This is a genomic window from Bradyrhizobium sp. USDA 3397, assembly GCF_054060965.1.
Genome location: NZ_JBSSDS010000001.1, coordinates 7,945,331 through 7,965,561 on the forward strand (window position 1 = coordinate 7,945,331; position 20,231 = coordinate 7,965,561).

Annotated in this window: 15 protein-coding genes and 1 pseudogene; 7 read left to right on the plus strand and 9 right to left on the minus strand. The window is 65.9% G+C overall.

The window, feature by feature from the left end; all coding sequences use genetic code 11:
* The first annotated feature begins 128 nt into the window (after positions 1–128).
* The 3 genes from ACVWYQ_RS36950 to ACVWYQ_RS36960 are packed head-to-tail and all read left to right on the plus strand — an operon-like array spanning position 129 to position 6,814.
* Positions 129–3,398: a transglutaminase family protein gene (locus tag ACVWYQ_RS36950; RefSeq protein WP_456727071.1), complete on the plus strand. Its 3,270-nt coding sequence runs from the start codon at positions 129–131 to the stop codon at positions 3,396–3,398.
* Positions 3,399–3,425: 27 nt separating this feature from the next.
* Positions 3,426–5,939: a circularly permuted type 2 ATP-grasp protein gene (locus ACVWYQ_RS36955; RefSeq protein ID WP_271545304.1), complete on the plus strand. Its 2,514-nt coding sequence runs from the start codon at positions 3,426–3,428 to the stop codon at positions 5,937–5,939.
* Positions 5,936–6,814 carry a transglutaminase family protein gene (locus ACVWYQ_RS36960; protein WP_271545303.1) on the plus strand — a complete coding sequence of 293 codons (879 nt, stop codon included), beginning with the start codon at positions 5,936–5,938 and terminating at the stop codon, positions 6,812–6,814. The genes ACVWYQ_RS36955 and ACVWYQ_RS36960 overlap by 4 nt, the downstream gene beginning before the upstream one ends.
* Positions 6,815–6,888: 74 nt before the next feature.
* On the opposite strand, the pseudogene ACVWYQ_RS36965 reads toward ACVWYQ_RS36960, so the two are convergent.
* The 3 genes and pseudogenes from ACVWYQ_RS36965 to ACVWYQ_RS36975 form a co-directional block, all read right to left on the minus strand.
* A pseudogene (locus tag ACVWYQ_RS36965) lies at positions 6,889–9,001 on the minus strand (xanthine dehydrogenase family protein molybdopterin-binding subunit).
* The gene (locus ACVWYQ_RS36970) at positions 8,998–9,975 is read right to left on the minus strand and encodes an FAD binding domain-containing protein (protein WP_404542496.1); all 978 of its coding nucleotides are present in this window, start codon (positions 9,973–9,975) and stop codon (positions 8,998–9,000) included. Before ACVWYQ_RS36970 ends, ACVWYQ_RS36965 begins: the two are co-directional and overlap by 4 nt.
* A gap of 2 nt (positions 9,976–9,977) precedes the next feature.
* Positions 9,978–10,604, minus strand: coding sequence for a (2Fe-2S)-binding protein (locus tag ACVWYQ_RS36975; RefSeq protein ID WP_404542494.1), 627 nt, complete (start codon positions 10,602–10,604; stop codon positions 9,978–9,980).
* Positions 10,605–11,051: 447 nt separating this feature from the next.
* Between ACVWYQ_RS36975 and ACVWYQ_RS36980 the strand changes: the two genes are divergently transcribed.
* Positions 11,052–11,876: an AraC family transcriptional regulator gene (locus tag ACVWYQ_RS36980; RefSeq protein ID WP_404542491.1), complete on the plus strand. Its 825-nt coding sequence runs from the start codon at positions 11,052–11,054 to the stop codon at positions 11,874–11,876.
* Between the two features lie 144 nt (positions 11,877–12,020).
* Here ACVWYQ_RS36980 and ACVWYQ_RS36985 read toward each other — a convergent pair whose 3' ends face one another.
* From ACVWYQ_RS36985 to ACVWYQ_RS37010, 6 genes are all read right to left on the minus strand, one after another.
* Positions 12,021–12,386: a metallophosphoesterase family protein gene (locus ACVWYQ_RS36985; RefSeq protein ID WP_404542490.1), complete on the minus strand. Its 366-nt coding sequence runs from the start codon at positions 12,384–12,386 to the stop codon at positions 12,021–12,023.
* Positions 12,387–12,390: 4 nt separating this feature from the next.
* Complete coding sequence (locus ACVWYQ_RS36990) at positions 12,391–12,843, minus strand: metallophosphoesterase (protein ID WP_404542487.1); 453 nt, start codon at positions 12,841–12,843, stop codon at positions 12,391–12,393.
* 67 nt (positions 12,844–12,910) lie between these two features.
* On the minus strand, positions 12,911–14,191 hold the full coding sequence (locus ACVWYQ_RS36995) for an ABC transporter substrate-binding protein (RefSeq protein WP_404542485.1): 1,281 nt from the start codon (positions 14,189–14,191) through the stop codon (positions 12,911–12,913).
* 28 nt (positions 14,192–14,219) lie between these two features.
* Positions 14,220–15,056, minus strand: coding sequence for a carbohydrate ABC transporter permease (locus ACVWYQ_RS37000; protein ID WP_157281323.1), 837 nt, complete (start codon positions 15,054–15,056; stop codon positions 14,220–14,222).
* On the minus strand, positions 15,053–16,000 hold the full coding sequence (locus ACVWYQ_RS37005; RefSeq protein ID WP_404542482.1) for a carbohydrate ABC transporter permease: 948 nt from the start codon (positions 15,998–16,000) through the stop codon (positions 15,053–15,055). The genes ACVWYQ_RS37000 and ACVWYQ_RS37005 overlap by 4 nt, the downstream gene beginning before the upstream one ends.
* Positions 15,993–17,144 carry an ABC transporter ATP-binding protein gene (locus ACVWYQ_RS37010; RefSeq protein ID WP_404542480.1) on the minus strand — a complete coding sequence of 384 codons (1,152 nt, stop codon included), beginning with the start codon at positions 17,142–17,144 and terminating at the stop codon, positions 15,993–15,995. Before ACVWYQ_RS37010 ends, ACVWYQ_RS37005 begins: the two co-directional genes overlap by 8 nt.
* A 150-nt stretch (positions 17,145–17,294) precedes the next feature.
* Here ACVWYQ_RS37010 and ACVWYQ_RS37015 point away from each other — a divergent pair, with 150 nt between their 5' ends.
* The 3 genes from ACVWYQ_RS37015 to ACVWYQ_RS37025 all read left to right on the plus strand — a co-directional run bounded on the left by ACVWYQ_RS37015 (position 17,295) and on the right by ACVWYQ_RS37025 (position 20,135).
* Positions 17,295–18,194, plus strand: coding sequence for a LysR substrate-binding domain-containing protein (locus tag ACVWYQ_RS37015; RefSeq protein ID WP_404542478.1), 900 nt, complete (start codon positions 17,295–17,297; stop codon positions 18,192–18,194).
* A gap of 208 nt (positions 18,195–18,402) precedes the next feature.
* Positions 18,403–19,230 carry an HD domain-containing protein gene (locus ACVWYQ_RS37020; protein ID WP_271545292.1) on the plus strand — a complete coding sequence of 276 codons (828 nt, stop codon included), beginning with the start codon at positions 18,403–18,405 and terminating at the stop codon, positions 19,228–19,230.
* Positions 19,231–19,241: 11 nt separating this feature from the next.
* Positions 19,242–20,135: an alpha/beta fold hydrolase gene (locus tag ACVWYQ_RS37025; protein WP_271545291.1), complete on the plus strand. Its 894-nt coding sequence runs from the start codon at positions 19,242–19,244 to the stop codon at positions 20,133–20,135.
* Positions 20,136–20,231: the final 96 nt, after the last annotated feature.

Below are 20,231 nucleotides of genomic sequence, written 5' to 3' on the forward strand. Positions count from 1 at the left end.
CTAACGTCGGATGCGATCGCCCCCATGGCGATTGGGATACTTCCTAGGCACCCCGTGCCCGTTGTTAGTGCTTGATCGCACTCCCCTCAGGTGTTCTGCTCAAAAAAGCTGCTGGAGCACTGCAACCCGTGTCGATCTACGTCGCGCTACACCACGTCACGCACTACAAATACGACCGCCCGATCGACCTTGGCCCGCAGACCATCCGGCTGCGGCCGGCGCCGCATACGCGCACGCCGATCCTGAGCTATTCGCTCAAGGTCACGCCCTCAAATCATTTCGTGAACTGGCAGCAGGACCCGCAGGGCAACTGGCTGGCGCGCTACGTCTTTCCGGAGAAGACCACCGAACTGAAATTCGAGGTCGACTTCACGGCGCAGATGACCGTGGTCAACCCGTTCGACTTCTTCGTCGAGCCCTATGCCGACAGCTTTCCGTTCGAATATCCCAAGGATCTGAAGACGGAGCTTGCGCCTTATCTCGAGACTATCAAGCCCGACCGCCTGTTCGCCAAGTTCCTGGATTCGATTCCCCACGAGGCCCCCAACACCGTCAACTTCCTGGTCGACCTCAATCGCGAGCTCCAGAAGAAGGTCCGCTACATCATCCGCATGGAGCCGGGCGTGCAGACGCCGGAGGAGACGCTTGCCTCAGGCGCGGGCTCATGCCGCGACTCCGCCTGGCTCTTGATCCAGACCTTGCGCCATCTCGGCCTCGCCGCCCGCTTCGTCTCGGGCTATCTGGTCCAGATCCGTCCCGACATCGATCCGATCGAGGGACCGCCGGAAGTCGAGAACGACTTTACCGATCTGCACGCCTGGGCCGAGGTCTATCTGCCGGGTGCCGGCTGGATCGGATTCGACGCGACCTCGGGCATGCTCGCAGGCGAAGGGCACATCCCCGTCGCAGCCACGCCGCACTATCGATCCGCGGCGCCGATCTCCGGCGGGGCCGGCTTTGCCGAGGTCGAGTTCTCCTTCGACATGAGCGTGAGGCGCATCCGCGAGGCGCCGCGCATCACAAAGCCGTTCTCCGACGAATCCTGGGCGCGCCTCAACGATCTCGGCGAGCAGGTCGACGGCGATCTCGCCGCCCATGACGTGCGCCTCACCATGGGCGGCGAGCCGACCTTCGTCTCGGTCGACGATCTCGAGGCCGGCGAGTGGAACACGGAAGCGGTCGGCCCGACCAAGCGCGCGCTCGGCGACGATCTGATCCGCCGGCTGCGCACGCGCTTCGCGCCGGGCGGGCTGCTGCATTACGGCCAGGGCAAATGGTATCCGGGCGAGAGCCTGCCGCGCTGGGCCTTCGGCCTCTATTGGCGCAAGGACGGCGTGCCGATCTGGAAGAATGCCGACCTCATCGCCAAGGTCGAAAACCCGCGTCGCGCCGAGGTGAAGGACGCCGAGACCTTCATGGAAGGCACCGCGGCCCGGCTCGGCCTCGATGCCGGCTACATCATGCCGGCTTATGAGGACACCGCGTACTGGCTCCAGAAGGAGGCGGAGCTTCCCGTCAACGTCGATCCCTCCGATTCCAAACTATCCGATCCGGAAGCCCGCGCGCGGATGGCGCGCGTGTTCGACGAGGGCCTCAACACACCGCGCGGCTTCGTGCTGCCGGTGCAGCGCTGGAACGCGCCGCCGCGTTGGCGCAGCGAGCGATGGCAACTCCGGCGCAATCATCTGTTCCTGATGCCGGGCGATTCGCCGCTCGGTTTGCGCCTGCCGATCGGCTCGCTCGGTTACGTCCCGCCCAACCAATATCCCTACATCGTCGAGCAGGACCCGATGGAGGCGCGGGACAGGCTGCCGGTGTTCACGCTCGCGGCGCGGCCGGAATCCCCGCCGCGGGCCGCGCCCGAGCATCTCAACACCTCCGTCCCGGTTCGCACCGCGATGTCGGTCGAAGTCCGCGACGGCGTGCTCTGCGCCTTCATGCCGCCGGTCGAGCGCATCGAGGACTATCTCGAACTGGTCGCCGCGCTCGAAGCCACCGCGGAGGAGATGCAGCTCCAGGTCCATGTCGAGGGCTACCCGCCGCCGTTCGACCCGCGCATCGAGGTGATCAAGGTGACGCCCGACCCCGGTGTCATCGAGATCAACATCCAGCCGGCGAAGAACTGGCGCGATGCGGTCGAGATCACGACCGGTCTCTATGAGGATGCGGCGAAGGTGCGCCTCGGCGCCAACCGTTTCCTGGTCGACGGCCGTCACACCGGCACCGGTGGCGGCAATCACGTCGTGATCGGCGGCTCCTCACCGCAAGACTCGCCGTTCCTGCGCCGGCCCGATCTTCTGAAGAGCCTGGTGCTGTATTGGCAGCGCCATCCGGCGCTGTCCTATTTCTTCTCCGGTCTTTTCATCGGCCCGACCAGCCAGGCGCCGCGCATCGACGAGGCACGCCACGACAGCATCTACGAGCTCGAGATCGCGCTCTCGCACGTGCCGCCGCCCAGCTACCAGACGCCGCTCTGGCTGGTGGACCGGCTGTTCCGGCATCTATTGGTCGACATCACCGGTAACACCCACCGCGCCGAGATCTGCATCGACAAGCTCTATTCACCGGAAGGGCCCACGGGCCGGCTCGGCCTCGTCGAATTCCGCGCGCTCGAAATGCCGCCGGATCCGCGCATGTCGCTCGCGCAGCAGCTCCTGATCCGCGCGCTGATCGCAAAGTTCTGGCGCGAGCCGCTGAGCGGCAAGTTCGTGCGCTGGGGCACCGCGCTGCACGATCGCTTCATGCTGCCGCATTTCATCTGGGAAGATTTTCTCGACGTGCTCGGTGAGCTCAAGCAATCGGGCTATCCGTTCGAGCCGGAATGGTATCTGGCCCAGCTCGAATTCCGCTTCCCCGCTTTCGGCCGCATCCATCATGGCGGAGTGACGCTGGAGCTGCGGCAAGCGCTCGAGCCTTGGCACGTGCTCGGCGAGGAGGGCTCGGCCGGCGGCACCGTGCGCTATGTCGATAGCTCGGTCGAGCGGCTCCAGGTCAAGGCCGAAGGCTTCGTCGAGGGCCGCCATGTCGTCACCTGCAACGGCCGCCGCCTGCCGATGACCCCGACCGGCCGCTCCGGCGAGGCTGTGGCCGCCGTCCGCTTCAAGGCCTGGCAGCCGGCCTCCGGCCTGCACCCGACCATCCCCGTGCACGCGCCGCTGACCTTTGACCTGATCGATACCTGGAACGGCCGCTCGCTCGGCGGCTGCGTCTACCACGTCGCCCATCCCGGCGGGCGCAACTACGACACCAAGCCGGTCAATACCTACGAGGCCGAGGCCCGGCGGCTGGCGCGCTTCCAGGACCACGGTCACACCCCGGGTCCGATACAGCCGCCGCCCGAGGAACGCACAAATGAATTTCCGCTGACCCTCGACTTGCGGACCCCGCTCCTGCAATGAGTATGATGGTGGGGGAGGGAAAGGCCCATGGGCGAGGGCGCAGCCGAAGACAACGACCAGGCGGGCAGGGCAAATGCCCAGCAGCGGATTGCGCAGTGGGTCCGCGACTATAGCCGCCTGCCCGGCATCCCCGACGAGTTCCTGGGGCCCGACGGTGCGCCGCGCGCGGTCTGGAGCCGCTTCTTCGACGCCTTCGGCGCGCTGGCGCCCGACGAGATCGAGCGCCGCTTCGGCATGGCCGATCGCCATCTCCGCGAGGCCGGCGTCACCTACCGCGCGCCCGGCGATAGCGCCGACCGGCCCTGGTCGATCAGCCATCTGCCGCTTTTGATCGACGAGGCCGACTGGCAGCAGCTTTGCGCCGGCATCACCCAGCGCGCCGAGCTGCTCGAGCGCGTGCTGCGCGACATCTATGGCGAGGGGCGCCTCGTGGCCGAAGGCGCGCTCCCGGCCGCGGCGATCGCCGGCAGTCCCGAATATCTCCGTCCCGTCTGCGGCGTGCCGCCGCCCGGCGGACGCTATCTCTCGATCTATGCCGCCGATGTTGGCCGCGGGCCCGACGGCCGCTGGTGGGTGCTCGGCGACCGCACCCAGGCGCCATCGGGTGCGGGCTACGCGCTGGAGAACCGCCTGGTGCTGTCGCGCGCCTTCTCCGATCTCTACAAGTCGATGAACGTGCCGCGCGTCGCGCCGTTTTTCGAAGCGTTCCGCGACTCCCTTCGCGCGCGCGCCGATCGCGACGAGCCCAGGATCGGCGTGCTCACCCCCGGCAGCTTCAGCGAGACCTATTTCGAGCACGCGACGCTGGCGCGCTATCTCGGATTCCTGCTGGTCGAGGGCGACGATCTCGCGGTCAGCGACAATCGCGTCCACATCCGCACCGTCGCCGGCCTGAAGCGGCTGGATGTGCTGTTGCGCCGGGTCGATTCCAACTCGCTCGATCCGCTCGAGCTCGATGCCTCCTCGCGGCTCGGCGTGCCCGGCCTGATCGACGTGCTGCGCAAGGACGGCGTCGTCGTCGCCAACATGCCGGGCTCGGGCGTTTTGGAGGCGCGGGCGCTGCTCGGCTTCCTGCCGGCGCTGAGCCGCCGCCTGCTCGGCGAAGACCTGAAGATGCCGCACATCGCGACCTGGTGGTGTGGCCAGCGCGTGGCGCGCGACGAGGTGCTGGCGCGGCTCGACGAGGTCGCGATCGAAGGCGCCTATCGCCGCGGCGTTCCCGGCTTCGACTCCAGCGGTCCGGTGCTCGCGAGCGAGCTCGACGCGAGCGGACGGCAGCGCCTGATCGAGGCGATCGGCGCGCGCGGCATGGACTATGTCGGCCAGGAGGTGGTGCGGCTCTCGACCATGCCGGTGTGGGAGCATGGGCAGCTCACGCCGCGTCCCTTCGTGCTGCGCGTGTTCGCGGCCGCCACGCCGGATGGCTGGGCCATCATGCCGGGCGGCTTCTGCCGCATCGCCGAGCAGCCGGACGCGCGCGCGGTGTCGATGGGCGACGGCGCGCGCGCCGCCGACGTCTGGGTCGTCTCCGACAAGCAGGTCGCGACCGCGACGCTTCTGCCCGCGATCGACAAGGTGCGCATCCGCCGTATCGCCGGCGTGCTGCCGAGCCGCGCCGCCGACAATCTGTTCTGGCTCGGCCGCTATCTCGAGCGCGCCGAGGCGACGCTGCGGCTGGTGCGCGCTTTGGGCTCGCCGAGCGGGCCGAACAAGGGCACCGCGGCCTCGGTGCAATCGGCCGAACGCATCCAGCGCCTGCTGGTGGCCTGGGGCGCGGTTTCGCAATCCTCACGCACGGCCGCGGGGCGCATCGTCGCCGAAGCGCTGCAGGGCGCGGAGCGTTTCGGCTCGGCCCTGTCGCTGGTGAGGGCGGCGCAGCGCACGGCGACCTCCTTGCGCGAGCGGCTGTCGCCCGATGCCTGGCAGGTGATCACCGAGATGGCCGAGCGCCTCGCCATCGAGGTGGAGGACGACGACAGCGTGCTGAGCGCCGCCGAGCTGACCTTGCAGGAGCTGGCGAGCTTCGCAGGCCTTGCGCAGGAGAATATGAATCGCGCCGCCGGCTGGCGCTTCCTCGACATCGGCCGCCGTATCGAGCGCGCCATCAACACCACGCGCTTCACCCGCCAGTTCGCCTATGACGAGGCCGGTGACGAGGATCTCGACATCCTGCTGACGCTGGTGGATTGCCAGATCACCTACCGCTCGCGTTATCTGCTGGCGCCGATCCTGGCCCCGGTGCGCGACCTCGCGGTGCTCGACGGCTACAATCCGCGTTCGGTGGCGTTCCAGGTGACGACGCTGAACGAGCACATCGCCGCGCTGCCGAGCCTGAAGGAGCATGGCCTGATCGAGAAGCCGCAGCGTCTGGCGGTGGCGATGCAGGCGATGCTCGCGACCGCCGAGGCTGAGAAGCTCGAGGTCAAGACGCTGTTCGCCCTGGAGCAGGATCTGCTCAGCCTCGGCGAGGCGATCGGGCAGCACTACTTCCCGCACGGCCCCAATGCCAGCCGGCCGGAAAAGCTGACGGGGCTGGCGTGATCTACGACATCCGTCACGTCACCACCTACGAGTACGAGAATCCCGTCAGCTTCGCCCGCTGCACGCTGCGACTGGAGCCCGCAAGCGGCGGCGGCCAGGAGCTGATCTCGCACGAGGTCGAGATCCATCCGCGCCCGGCCGAGCGCAATGTGCGGCGCGACTTCTTCGGCACGCTGACCGAGAGCGTGGTGATCGAAGCCGCGCATCGCAATCTGCGCATCGACTCGCGCTCGCGCGTCTCGGTGTCGCGCAAACCGCCGGCCCGCGATGCGGTCAGCCCGCCCTGGGAGAGCGTCCGCGATGTCGCGTTCGAAGCCACCAGCCTCGGGCCGTCCTCGCCGGTCGGCTATGTCTTTGCCAGCCCCCTGGTGCCGGTGCTGCGCCCGGTCAGCGCCTATGCGGGGATAAGCTTTCCGCCCGGCGCGGGCATCCTCACCGGCGCCGTCGACCTGATGCGACGGATCCGCGGCGAATTCCGCTACGATCCGAAGGCGACCGTGATCTCGACACCGCTCGACGAGGTGTTCGACAAGCGTCACGGCGTCTGCCAGGACTTCGCCCATGTCATGATTGCCGGGCTGCGCGGGCTTGGCCTGCCGGCGGCCTATGTCAGCGGTTATCTGCGCACCGCTCCGCCGCCGGGACAGCCGCGTCTGCAAGGCGCCGACGCCAGCCATGCCTGGGTCTCGTTATGGTGCGGGCCGGAGCTCGGCTGGATCGATCTCGATCCGACCAACGATCTCCTCATCGGCAACGATCACATCGTGCTCGCAATGGGGCGCGATTTTTCCGACGTCTCGCCGGTCGACGGCATCATCGTCGGCTCGCCCAAGCAGAAGCTCAGCGTTGCCGTCGACGTGCTGCAGGTGGAGTAGGGCGGGTACGTCAGCCTCTTCGATGCAGCACAATCACATGCCCAGGAGCGGCGTATGCCACCCTCTTTACAGCGCTAAGCGGTCAGCACGTCTTCGATCCGGATCGGCAGGGTGCGGACGCGCTTGCCGGTCGCATGAAAGACGGCGTTCGCGATCGCGGGGGCGATACCGACCAGGGCGATTTCGCCGAGACCCTTGACCCCGAGTTCATTGACGTGCGGATCCGACTCCTCGAGGAAGTGCGCTTCGACCTGGGGAATGTCCAGGTTGACGGGCATCAGGTAGTCGGCCATGTGAGCGTTGACCGGCCGGCCGTCGCGAGCGTCGAGAACGGTGCGCTCCATCAGCGCCATACCGATGCCGCCGACCATTCCGCCGGTGCATTGGCTGCGGGCGAGACGCGGGTTGACGACGCGGCCGATGCCATAGGCGCCGACCGCGCGGCGGACGCGGATCGTGCCGACGTCGGGATCGACGGCGACCTCGACGAAGACGGCGCCGAACGAGTGCATCGAGAACCTGGCGGCAGCCTCGGGATCCCGCTGAGACGACGCCGTGGCTTCGATCGGTCGATCGTTCCGGTCCTTCGCGGCCTGTTCCCGCACGGCGATGCAGGCAGCGCGGATCGCGGAGCCGACCGAGGCCATGGTCCAAGAGCCGCCGTGGGATGGTGCAGGCGGATAATCTGAGCGGCCAAGGCTGAAGCGCACCTTTTCGACGGGGAGCCCGAGAGTCTCGGCGGCGACCTGCGTCATCGACGTATAGGTGCCCGGACCCATGTCGCTGGCCGCGATCTCGACCTCGGCTGTCCCGTCGCGAAGCAGCCGCGCCCGCGCGGTGGCCGGCGCGTGAAAGGCCGGATAGCTTGCCGAGGCTACTCCCATCCCGATCAGCAGGCGGCCGTCGCGCATCGAGCGCGGTTCGGGCGTACGGCGCGACCAGCCGAATCGTTCGGCCCCGAGATCGTAGCATTTCATCAGCGATCGGCTGGAGAAGGGCTTGTTTTCTCCCTCGTCGATCTCCGGCTCGTTCCGGCGCCGCAGATCGATCGGATCCAGGCGGAGCCTATAAGCCAACTCGTCCATGGCGCATTCGAGCGCGAAAACGCCGCTGGCCTCGCCAGGGCCACGCATGTGGTTTGGCGTTCCGGTATCGAGCGGGACCAGGCGGTAGCGCGTCCGCACGTTGGGCGAGGAGTAGAGGAACGTCGTGACCGAGGTCAGGGCTTCCATGAATTCTTCGTAGCGACTGGTCTCGCCCGTACCTTCGTGCACCACGCTGATGAGCTTTCCATCCGCCGTGGCGCCGAGAGCGATCCTCTGCACCGTGCGCGGCCGATGTCCGGTCGTGAAGAACATCTGCTTGCGCGTCAGGACGAGCTTCACCGGGCGGCCAACGTGGCGGGCGGCCATGGCCGCGAGCGTCACATGAGGCCAGGTTCTGAGCGAGGTCCCGAAGGCCCCGCCGATGAACGGGCAGATCACCGTCACTTTCTCGGGTGACAAACCGAAGATCGCCGCGATCTCGGCCTGCTCGTTGACGACGAACTGGCTCTTGCTCCAAAGCGTCAGGCGGTCACCGTTCCAGCTGGCGATCGTCGCATGCGGCTCCATCGGATTGTGGTTCTCGCGCGCGATGTCATAGGTCTCGTCGACCTTCACCGGCGCGTCGGCCAGAGCCTTATCCGCGCTTCCGCGCGTCGTGTCGGCGGGAAGCCGGGCGTCCGGCTGTTTGCCGGCCTCCGGTACGATGGGACGAGCTTCAGGGCCCGCGGAATCGACGATTGGCCGCTCGGCCTTGTAGGTGACGCGCAGCGCCGCGGCGGCCCGCTCCGCCTGCGCGATGGTCGCGGCAACGACGAGCGCCACCGGCCTGGCCGTGGAAGCGCACAAGATCGTCCTGCAGCACATGCAGCCGCTCGCCCGTCGCCGGATCGATGTAGCTCTTGTGCGGGCCGTACGCCAGGCGTGGCGCGTTGAGATGCGAGAGAACGGCGAGAACGCCCGGCATCTTCTCGACCGCCGCGCTGTCTACGCCGGTCAATCGTCCAAGCCCTATTGTGGCGCTGACGATCACGGCATAGGCCTGGCCCGGCTGATTAAAATCGGCCGCGTACCGCGCGGAGCCGGTGACCTTGGCGCGGCCATCCACGCGGGGCAGCGGCTGTCCGATGACGCTGATCGTCATGCAATTCCTCCCGTCATTTCGAAGGCGCGGACGATCGTCCGCGGCAGGAGTTCGAGTTTGTAATGATTGCCGGACAGCGGGCGGGCCCCTTCCAACGCCGATCGGGCGGCCGCCTCAAACACCTGCCGGCCCGGTACCTTGCCGATCAGCGCCGCTTCCACCGCGCGCATGCGCCAAGGTCGGGTGCCGACCCCGCCAACCGCGAGCCGCGCGCCGCGGATCACGCCGTCCACGACGTCGAGCGCCGCTGCCGCGGAGACCAGCGCAAATTCGTAAGACGCGCGGTCGCGCACCTTGAGGTAGCGCGCCCGGCGGCTATCAGGCCCCCCGGGGATCCGCACTTCAACGATGAGCTCGCCCGGCAGCAGCGTGTGTTCGAGATGGGGGGTGTCGCCGGGCAAGCGAAACAGCTCCTCGACCGGGAAAGTGCGCTCGCCCTTCGGACCCCTGACCTGCATGGTGGCGTCGAGCGCGACCAGCGCGACCGCAACGTCCGAGGGGTGCGTCGCCACGCAGTGATCGCTGGTGCCGAGAATGGCGTGACCGGCATTCAGGCCGTCGCGTGCGGCGCAACCTGAGCCAGGGCTGCGCTTGTTGCAGGATGCGTCGAGCATCCGAAAGTAGGGGCAGCGGACGCGCTGGAGCAGGTTGCCGCCGATCGAGGCCATGTTGCGCAGTTGCGGTGAGGCGCCCTCGATCAGGCTCTCGGAGATCAGCGGGTAAAGACGCTGAACATCGGAGTGGGCGGCGATGTCGGCCATCCGCGCGAGCGCGCCGATGACGAGATTGGACCGGTCGACGCGAATACCGGAGAGCGGAAGCGCATTGATGTCGACGAGCTGCTGCGGCTGCTCCACCTCGTCGCGCATGAGATCGATCAATGTCGTGCCGCCGGCGATGAGGCGGCCTCCGGAGGACGCGGCGGCGACGGCGGCCTCGATGGAGGTCACCTTCTCGATCGTGAACGGGAGCATGGTCAGACCCTCTTGGCGGCGTCGGCAACGGCGGCGACGATCCCGGGATACGCCCCGCAGCGACAGATATTGCCGCTCATCCAGAACCGAATGTCCTCCGGCGAGCCCGCATGGCCTTCGGCGATGCAGCCGACGGCCGACATGATCTGCCCGGGGGTACAGAAGCCGCATTGCAAGCCGTCGTGCTCGACGAATGCGCTCTGGAGCGGATGAAGCTCACCATTCTTCTCGAGACCCTCGATCGTCTCGACTGTGGCCCCGTCGTGCATCGCAGCCAGCGTCAGACACGACACGACCCGCCTGCCGTTGAGCAGGATGGTGCAAGCGCCGCAGGCGCCCTGATTGCAGCCCTTCTTCGTACCGGTGAGACCGAGATCTTCGCGCAGGACGTCGAGCAGGGATTGCCGCGTATCCAAGTCAAGCTCCTGTCTCGTTCCGTTCACGTTCAGGCGAACCCGTGCCGTCGATGCAGCGGGCTTGCTTTCGGATGCGGGTTGCGCGGCAACTTGGGGCACCACCGCCATGGAAGCCGCTCCGCCGACAGTCAGCAGGAGCGAACGGCGCGATACTCCGCCCCGCGTGCTTTCGGTCTCAGCAGCGCCGGCGGCGAACGGCTCTTGGTTTGTCATGGTGGTCGGGATCCCCTCGGATGATCCCGCCCAGTAAGCCACGATCCCGGCGGACGCACCGTTCCGATATTGCGGCGACTATCGCAATCTTGCGACGAAGTGGTGCCGGCGCCTAAGGACTCTGCTTCTCGCCCATTGCGGCGAAAGGCCGCCCAGCTGTGAGGGGGCGCAATGAGATCAAGCCCGACCCTTGCGCTATCTTCCCATCGGCGTTGTCTCGATACCGCCATGTCCATCATGCGCAGTATTTGGGCAATCAGTCAGAAGACATTTCGGGCCGAAGCTTCCCTTCCCCGCAATGTCGTGAAATATTGGTATGTTGATGAAGCGCCTGTCGCGGGTGCGGTCAAATAGTGCGTAACCAAAGCGATGCCCGATCCGGTACACACACGAGAACGAAACCCTTCTCAATCTATGATCCGGATTCTATCGGAGGCACCGCCGCCGTTGGCACCCATCCAGCTAGACTGCGGCACTCAACTCACTCATCGTTTTGTTCGCGGCACGCGTTACGGCTATGCCCCGGGCATGCCCGGACACCTTGTCGGCACCTATTATGGTGAGCCTCAACACAGTGCGTGGACGGTTGAGCGACGGCGGCTCTCCGCTCCGCTGCGGCCCAATTCCATCACAGTGATTCCCGAGCGGCATGATGGAGATTGGGAAGTTGACGGACCGCTGCACGTGTCCCATGTCTACCTCACCAACGAACGACTGGAGCATTGCCGAACGCTCATCGGCGGACGAGGCAATGTAGAGCTGATAGCACGCGTCGGCAGCGAAGACGCCGTGACCTCGCAGATTCTCGCGATCCTCAGCAACCCCGCCGTCATTGCCGATCCTTCGGCAAAGTTGCTGGTCGATCGCTCGGTCGACCTGCTCTGCATCCAGTTGTTGCGTTTGCACAGCATAGTACAACTGCCGCAGAGCCCCGCCTATACTCGCGGCGGGCTCGCACGCTGGCAGCTTAAGCGTGTGACCGATTACATGCTGGCGCATCTCGACAAGCCGATCGGCCTCGACGAACTGGCGTCGCTCGTCGGCCTCAGCCGCTACCACTTTTGCACGGCGTTCCGCCTCTCGACCGGATTGACGCCGCATGTCTGGTTAACTCGGCAACGCATATTGCTTGCACAACGGCTGCTGAATGATCCAAATCTATCGATCAGTGAAGTTGCGCTCGCGGTCGGATATTCGACGCCATCGGCTTTCGCCCAGACCTTCCGCAGAATTGTCGGCACGACGCCCCGAAGTTTCCGCCGATCCTTGTAGCCTCACATCGGATGTCTGCTTCTGGGCCCATCTCCGACCCGGGGCGAGGACGCCAGCGCGCTGCTATCGAGGTGGAGCGGACTCTCCAAGGAGTGCAGCGCGGGCTTATAAGTAGCGCCCCTGGTAATGGTCGGCGCTCGCCGTTCATCTCACCATGGTCTCGCGATCCCAGGCCTTGTAATCGGGCGAACCCTGGGTGCGGATAGGACCGTCATAGCCGTATTCCACCATGTGCACGGTCACATAATCTTCTCCAAAAAACGCGACGCCGTAGGATTGCGGCAGGTCGCAGGCGCTCAGCAGCTGTGTCTCGGAAAAGAGCGGATAGCTCGCATGGTTGGTGCCGCGCAGCGACGAGACGGGGACGCCTGCAATCGAGCCTGCAAGCGGCAAGTGGCAATGCCCGAAGAAGACGTGGCGGATCTTGGCCCGATGGCGGCTGACGAGATGCCGGAACGGAGCCTCGTCGAGCAGGCCGATCTGGTCGAACGGGACGAGATGCACCGGCATGGGATTATGGTGTGAAGAGCAGGAACGGCCCGTCATGCTCGGAAAGCCGGGCCTCGAGCCAGCCGAAACGATCGTCGCAATAGCGGCCGGCGTGCGTCTCCGGATGGGCGGTGTCGAGAAACAGGCAGCGCCCCGCGGCGGTGTCGTGGATGCCCTGGACGAAGCCGTTCTCGTCGGCGAGGTCGGGGAATACGCTCAGGAAGGCGGCGCGCCGGTCGTGGTTGCCGATGCACAGCCGCACCGGCAGCGGATATGCGTCGAGGCGCTGCTTGAGCCATTGATAATCGGCGAGATCGCCCCAATCCGAGAGGTCGCCGGTGATCACCATCAATTCGGCGTCGTGATGATCGTTCAGCGCATGCGCCAGCGCCCGCTCGAAATTGACGCGCGGATCGCGGCCGCCGATGGTCGAGCCGGGCGCCGTCAAGTGAATGTCGCTCAGGTGCAGCAGTTTCATCGCCATCTCCAGTCATTGGTCCGGCACGGGCGCCGATGGCGTCCCGTGCCGGCAGATGTCAGGACGCTCAGCGCGCCGCGCCGGTCGTCTTCGGCAGCAGCTTCTGCACGTCAGCCGTCATGTCGGCGAGAACGGCCTCCGGCTCCTTGGCGCGGGCGCCCGAGATGATCGAATTGAGATGATCCTTGATCACGTCGGTGATCTTCAGGCCGTTGTCGCCGGGGAAGGCGTACCACTTCGTGAGCAGCGCGAGTTGGCTGACCGCGGTGTAGTTATTGGGGTTCTTGACGTAGAAGTCCTTCAGATAGACCTCGTTGGCGACCTTGTTCGGCGGCATGTAGCCGGTCGTCTCCGCCATGATCGCAGCGCCCTTGGGGCCGGTCCAGAACTTTACCACTTCCCAGGCGGCATCGCGCTTGGCCTTGTCCTTGGCGAGGATCAGCACGACGTTGCCGCCGGCCGGCAGCCTGCCCTTCGCCGCGACGACGTCCGGGAACGGAATCGTCTTCAGCGCGAACTTGCCGCCGGTCATCTGCGTGACCTTGTTGAGGTCCGAGGTCGAGGTGACGTGGAAGCCGGTCTTGCCGGCCGCGAACGCCGCGCGCATCGACGGCTGGTCGAGATTGGGCATGCCGGCCTCGTTGACGAGCCGCGCGATCGTGTTGATGGCGAACTTGCCCTCGGCTCCGTCGAAGGCGACCTTGGTCTCGTCGGCATTGAGCATGGTGCCGCCGCGCGCGAACACCGGCGCCTGCCACAGCCAGTTGCCGGTGATGTCCCAGGCATAGGTGACGCCGTTGGTGTCATTGCCGAGCGCCTTGATCTTCTTGGCCAGCGCGATCAGCTCGTCCCATGTCTTCGGCAAATTGTTCACGTCGCCGCCGGCCTGCTTCACCAGGTCAAGATTGACGTAGACGATCGGCAGCGAGATCGCGAAGGGCAGGGCGTAGACCTTGCCGCTGGCGGTGCCGATGTCGAACATCGCCTGGTGGAAGCCCTGCTTGTCGAAATCCTTTTCGGCGGCGATGTAGCCGTCCAGCTCGGCCGGGATGCTCTTGTCGACCAGGACGCGGATGCGGTTCAGACCCTGGAACGAGACATCAGGCATCTGATTGGTCACGGCCTCGCGGAGCACCTTCTGGGTGCCGTCCTCGTAGGATTCGTAAGGCGCCCGCATCGTGACCTTGATCTCCGGGCGCACCTTGGCGAATTCCTCGGCGATGCGCTTGTGCGTCTCGGTGAACAGCTCCGGATATGGATATTGCATCACGATCTCGGTCTTTGTCTGCGCGAGCGCAGATCCGGCCGCAAGCGACAGAGCCGCCGCGGCGATGATGGTCTTCAGCATGATAGACTCCTTGTTTGAGGTGACGTGGCTACTTGATCCCGGTCAGGGTGATGCCCTCGATGAAACGGCGCTGGGCAAAGAGGAAAGCGATGACGAGCGGCGCGATGATCACCATCGCCGCCGCCATCAGCGGGCCGTAGCTGGTGCCGGCCTCGCTGTTGCGGAAATGGGCGACCGCGAGCGGCGGCGTGCGTAAGTGCTCGCTATTGAGCACGATCAGCGGCCAGAAATAGTCGTTCCAATGCGCGACCACGGAGAAGATGCCGAAGGCGGTCACTGCGGGAATCGCGGCCGGCAGCATCACCCGCCAGACGATGCCGAATTCGGAGATGCCGTCCATGCGCGCGGCGTCGACGAGATCGTCGGGAACGGTCTTGAAGAACTGGCGCATCAGGAAGATGCCGAACACCGAGATCGTGAAGGGCAGCACGAGCGCGGCATAGCTGTCGAGCAGGCCGATCTTGTGCAGCAGCAGGAAGACCGGGATCGCGGTCGCCTGCGGCGGGATCAGGATCCCGAACAGCACCAGCGCAAACAGCGTCTCGCGGCCGAGGAAGCGAAGTTTTGCGAGCGCATAGGCCGCCGGCAGCGCCACCATCACCTGCAGCACGAAGATCGAGACCGTGACGATGATACCGTTGAGCAGGAAGCGCAGCAGATTGGCCTTGGCGAAGGCCTCGCGCAGATTCTCGACAAGCGCGAACTGGTGCGGGATCAGGTGCAATTCGCTGGAGAAGATCTCGGTCTGCGGCTTGGATGCGGTCGAGATCATCCAGATGAAGGGTGCCAGCATGAGCGCGGCGCCCGCGATCAGGAGCACGTGGCGGAGGATCGCCCGGAACGGGATGGGATGCGCGTTGCTCATGTGTAGTGCACGCCGCGATCGGCGAGCCTCGATTTGATCAGCGTGAGCAGGAGGACGAAGACCAGGAAGACGACGGTGATGGCCGCGGCATAGCCCGAGCGGAAAAACTCGAAGCCTTCCGTGTACATCGTGTGGATCAGCACCTCGGTGGATTTCGACGGGCCGCCCTTAGTCAAGACGTGCACGGTGTCGAACACCTGGAACGAGCGGATGCCGGAGATCACGACGACGAAGGTCGTGACCGGCCCCAGCATCGGCCAGGTCACGAGGCGGAAGCGTGCCCAGCCGCTCGAGGCACCGTCGATTTCGGCCGCCTCGTAGAGCTGCTTGGGGATGGAGACGAGGCCGGCGAGGAACAGCACCATGTTGAAGCCGACCGCCTGCCAGATGCCGATCGCGCACAGCGCATAGAGCGCCGTGCTGCGGTCCTGCAGCCAGGCGAAGGCCGGCAGGCCGGCGCCGCGGAGCAGCCCGTTCACCAGGCCGAATTGCGGATGCAGCATGAATTCCCACACCACCGCCATCGCGATCAGAGTCGCCATGACGGGCAGGAAATAGATCGTCCGGTAGAGGCTGCGCAGGCTGGTGCCGCTCTGGATCAAGAGCGCGATCGCAAGGCCGGCGATCACGGCGCCGGGCACTACGATCACGACGTAAGTCAGCGTGTTGCGCAGCGCGGTCCAGAACACCTTGTCGGCGAACAGGTCCTGGTAGTTGGCCAGCCCGATCCAGGAGAAATGCGGCGCGCCGAGCTGATAATCGGTGAAGGAGAGGGCGATCACGCCGGCGAGCGGACCGAGCAGCATGACCAGCATGAGCGCGGCGGCCGGCGTCACCAGCGCGTAGGCGGCATGAGTCCGCCTGCTGCCATGGGCCGGCAGCGTGCGCCTCGTCGTGCCCGCGGGAGCGACGGCCGCCCCGATGGTCATGGAGCCGTCAGACATGGGCGGGCTCACGGATGCGATCGGCCTGCTCCACTCTGAGCTCGATCCGCTTCCCGGCCGGATCGAACATCCGCACCGCGTCCGGTGCGAAGCCGAAGGCGACGGAGCTTGCCATCGCCGGCAAATGCCTGACGTCCGCGAGCCGCGCGATCAGGCGCGACCCGGTGCCTTCGACCGCGAGATGCACGAAGGCCTCGGCGCCGAGATTCTCCAGGTGGATGACGGTTCCGGAGAACGGCCCGGTGCCGAGTTCGATCCGCTCCGGGCGGACCCCGATGCGACAATCGCCGGCCGCCGCGTTGCACGTGAGCTTCAGCGTGGTCCCCAGCACATCGACGCCGCCGTCCTTTCGGATCCCGCCGGGGAGGACGTTGATCTTGGGGCTGCCGATGAATTCGGCAACGCGGATGTCGTCGGGCTCGTTGTAGATTTCGGCCGGCGTGCCGGCCTGGATCAGCTCACCGCCCATCATGACGGCGATCCGGCTCGACATCGTCATCGCCTCGGCCTGGTCGTGCGTGACGTAGACGAACGTTGCCTTGAGGCGGCGGTGCAGCTCGGCGAGCTCTGCGCGCATGTGGACGCGCAGCTTGGCGTCGAGATTGGAGAGCGGTTCGTCGAACAGGAAGGCCACCGGCTCGCGCACCATGGCGCGTCCGACCGCGACGCGTTGCCGCTGTCCGCCGGACAATTGTCCGGGCTTGCGCCGCAGCAATGGGGTGATGTCGAGCTGCTCGGCGATGCCTTCGATGTCGGCGCGAATGTGCCGTTCCTTGGCGCGCCGGCCCGGCAGCAGCGCACCCAGCAGCGGCAGTCGCTCGATCGCGGAGAGGCGCCGCATCCGCAGCGGCACCGCGATATTGTCGAAGGCGCTCAAATGCGGATAAAGCGCATAGGATTGGAACACCATCGCGAGGTTGCGCGCGCTCGGGCGAATGCCGTCCACGGGGCGGCCGTCGATGTGGACCTCGCCGGAATTTTGCGGCTCGAGCCCGGCAATGATGCGAAGCAGGGTCGACTTGCCGCAGCCGGACGGGCCGACCAGCGAGATGAATTCGCCGTTCCCGATGCGGAAATCGATGCCTTTCAGGACGTCGGTGCCGTCAAAGGACTTGCGGATTGCGGATAGTTCGATTTGCGCCATGCGCGCTGATCCCCTGCTGGTCCGTTTGCGGCGCATGAGGAGTAGGAAGCGCGTCTGACATTCACATAACGGTCAATGGCCTTCCTTATGGTCATCCCAGGTTTTGCTTTCGCCCGGTCCGACGGGGAATATCATCTTGGGGTTGTTGTCGTGGCGTTGACGTCGTCGCGTGTCCGGGCGGTCAATGCGGTGTTCGAGTCCGGCAGCTTTGCCGCTGCGGCAAGGCGGCTCGGGGTGTCGCAGCCGGCCGTTGCGCAGCTGGTGCGGGATCTGGAGGCCGAGTTCGGGGTGGCGCTGTTCGACCGGCACGGCCAGACTCTGATCGCAACGTCGCTGTGTCGGCGGCTCTATGCCGCAACGAGCCGCATGCAAGCGGTCGAGGCGGATGCGCTCGCCATCCTGCAGCAGCGCGACGAGCTCACGGGGGGTGAGCTTCGCATCGGGCTCGGCAATGCGATGCCCGGCATGGCCTTGATCGCGGCGTTCCGCAATCTGTATCCGAAGATCCAGATCAACATCGAGATCGGCAGCTGGTCGGCGATCATGGCCGCGGTGGTCGACCAGCGCGTCGACGTCGCCGTATTGCCGGAGGTGCCGCAGGACAACCGCTTCCGGCGCGAGGCCTGCGTGCAGCAGCGCGTCGTTGCGATCTGCCATCCCGTTCACGATCTCAGTCGCCAGTCGCGCGTGTCCATCGCCGGCCTCATGCAATATCCGCTGGTGTTCCGGACCCGGGATTCCGCGACCCAGCGCGCCGTGGACCGGGCGTTTCGCGCCCTCAATTTGCGCGCCAGTCCGGCGATCATCGTCAATACGCGCGAGGGGATGCTCGAGGCGGTGGCCAACCGGCTTGGCGTCGGCTTCGTCTGGGAGCACGGCTCGAGCCGCATCGATCGCATCGCGAAGGTGGCGATCGCGGAAATCGAGGCGGAGTCGCCCGAATACATCTTCTCGCTGGCCGGCAAGCGCGGCAAGCTGGTCGAGCTGTTCTATCTCGCCAGAAGCCTTTCGCGCCCGGCCGACGGCGCCGATATCCTGGCCGCGCCCTGAGCGGTGGCCGCTTCCCGCTGCTTTGGGTTGTTCTGAACTGTGACGGCAACCGTGATGTTGCGCAGCGGGACGGTAAGGTATTTGCGTATTATCCGTCCCCGAAGTTTGGTTACCCGGCCCAAGATGGGCTATGCTCCCCGGCAAGTCGAGACAAGAATGAGACGTCGGGAGACGGCATGGGATACCAGCGGCGGACGGGGCTGCATCCATGATGACCTTACCCAGGCTGGCGGCCGAATCCCTGGAGAAGGTGCTGGGCTCGTTCATGCGTCGCAGGTTCGGTGAGACGCCGGCCAACATCATCGAGAGCGCCACCCGCACGACGATGGAATGCATCGGCAACAGCGATGCGCTCTATCACAATATCGAGCACACGATGCTGGTGACGCTGGCTGGGCATTCGATTCTCAGCGGTCGGTATCTCCACACGCACCTGGCGGCAGAGGATTATGTCCACGTCCTGATTGCCTGCCTCGCTCACGATATCGGCTATGTGCGCGGCCTGTTCGAAGAGGATGACGAGGACGGCTTCCTGGTCGACGCGGCCGGCACCAAGGTTTCCCTGCCGCGCGGCGCATCGGATGCCAGCCTGATGATGTATCACGTCGATCGCTCGAAATTGTACGTGATGCGGCGACTGAGGCATATTCCGGGGCTTGACCCGGAACGCGTCGCCCGCGCGATCGAAGGCACGCGGTTTCCCGCCCAGCCGGGGCAGGAATACGATACCGAAGCCTCGATCCTGCGCGCGGCCGACTTCATCGGCCAGCTCGGCGATCCCAACTATCTGCGCAAGGCCAACGCGCTCTATTACGAGTTCGAGGAGGTCGGCATCAACCGCCAGCTCGGCTACGACTCGCCCGCCGACATCGTGAACCGCTATCCGCAATTCTATTGGAACAGCGTTGCTCCGCACATCCAGACCGAGATCGGCTATCTCAACAAGACCGAGATCGGCCGGCAATGGATCGCCAACCTCTACAGCAACGTGTTCCGTGCCGAGCGCGACATCTCGCTGTCCGGTCCGCAGAAATAGCTGCGACATGCATGCAACAAAAAACCGTCACCACTGACGTCCTCGACATCGCCTATCGCGAATACGGTGCGCCGGACGGCTGGCCCTGCATCATGGGGCACGGCTTTCCCTATGACGTGAACGCCTATGCCGAGACCGCGCCGATCCTCGCCGAGGCCGGCGCACGCGTGCTGGTGCCCTGGCTGCGCGGTTACGGGCCGACGCGGTTTCGCTTCGCCGAGACGCTACGCTCCGGCGAGCAGGCGGCGTTAGGTGCCGATCTCCTGGCCTTCATGGATGCGCTCGGGGTCAAGCGTGCCATCGTCGGCGGCTATGATTGGGGCGGGCGCGCCGCCTGCGTGGTTTCGGCGCTCTATCCGGAGCGCGTGATCGGTCTCGTCTCCGGCAATTCCTACAACATCCAGAACATCGCCCTCGCCATGGAGCCGGCCTCGCCGCCGGAGGAGGCGGCGTTCTGGTATCAATATCTCTTCCACAACGAGCGCGGCCGCCGCGCCTTGGAGCGCAACCGCCGCGGCTTTGCCCGTCAGCTCTGGACGATGTGGTCGCCGAAATGGGCCTTCGATGACGCAACGTTCGAGACGAGCGCCGTGTCCTTCGACAATCCCGATTTCGTCGACGTCGTGATCCATTCCTACCGCCATCGCTACGCGCTGGTTGCCGGCGATCCCGCCTATGCGGGGATCGAGGCGAAGCTTGCCGCGCAGCCGCCGATCCGTGTCCCGACGATCGCGATCGACGGCGACAGCGACGGCGTCAATCCCGGCACCGCCCACCACGCGCGCAAGTTCGAGGGGTTTTTCGAGCGGCGCGTCTTCACCGACGCCGGTCACAATTTGCCGCAAGAGCGGCCGGCCGAATGGGCACAGGCCGTGATCGACGTGCGGAAAGCGGCTGCCTCATAGGCGGCCCCGAGGCGCCCTCGGCGCACCTCATCATGAGGGGATTGGCGGGTCGGCACTAGGCCATCCTCCCGTTCCCCAAATTTCCCCGACTTTCGG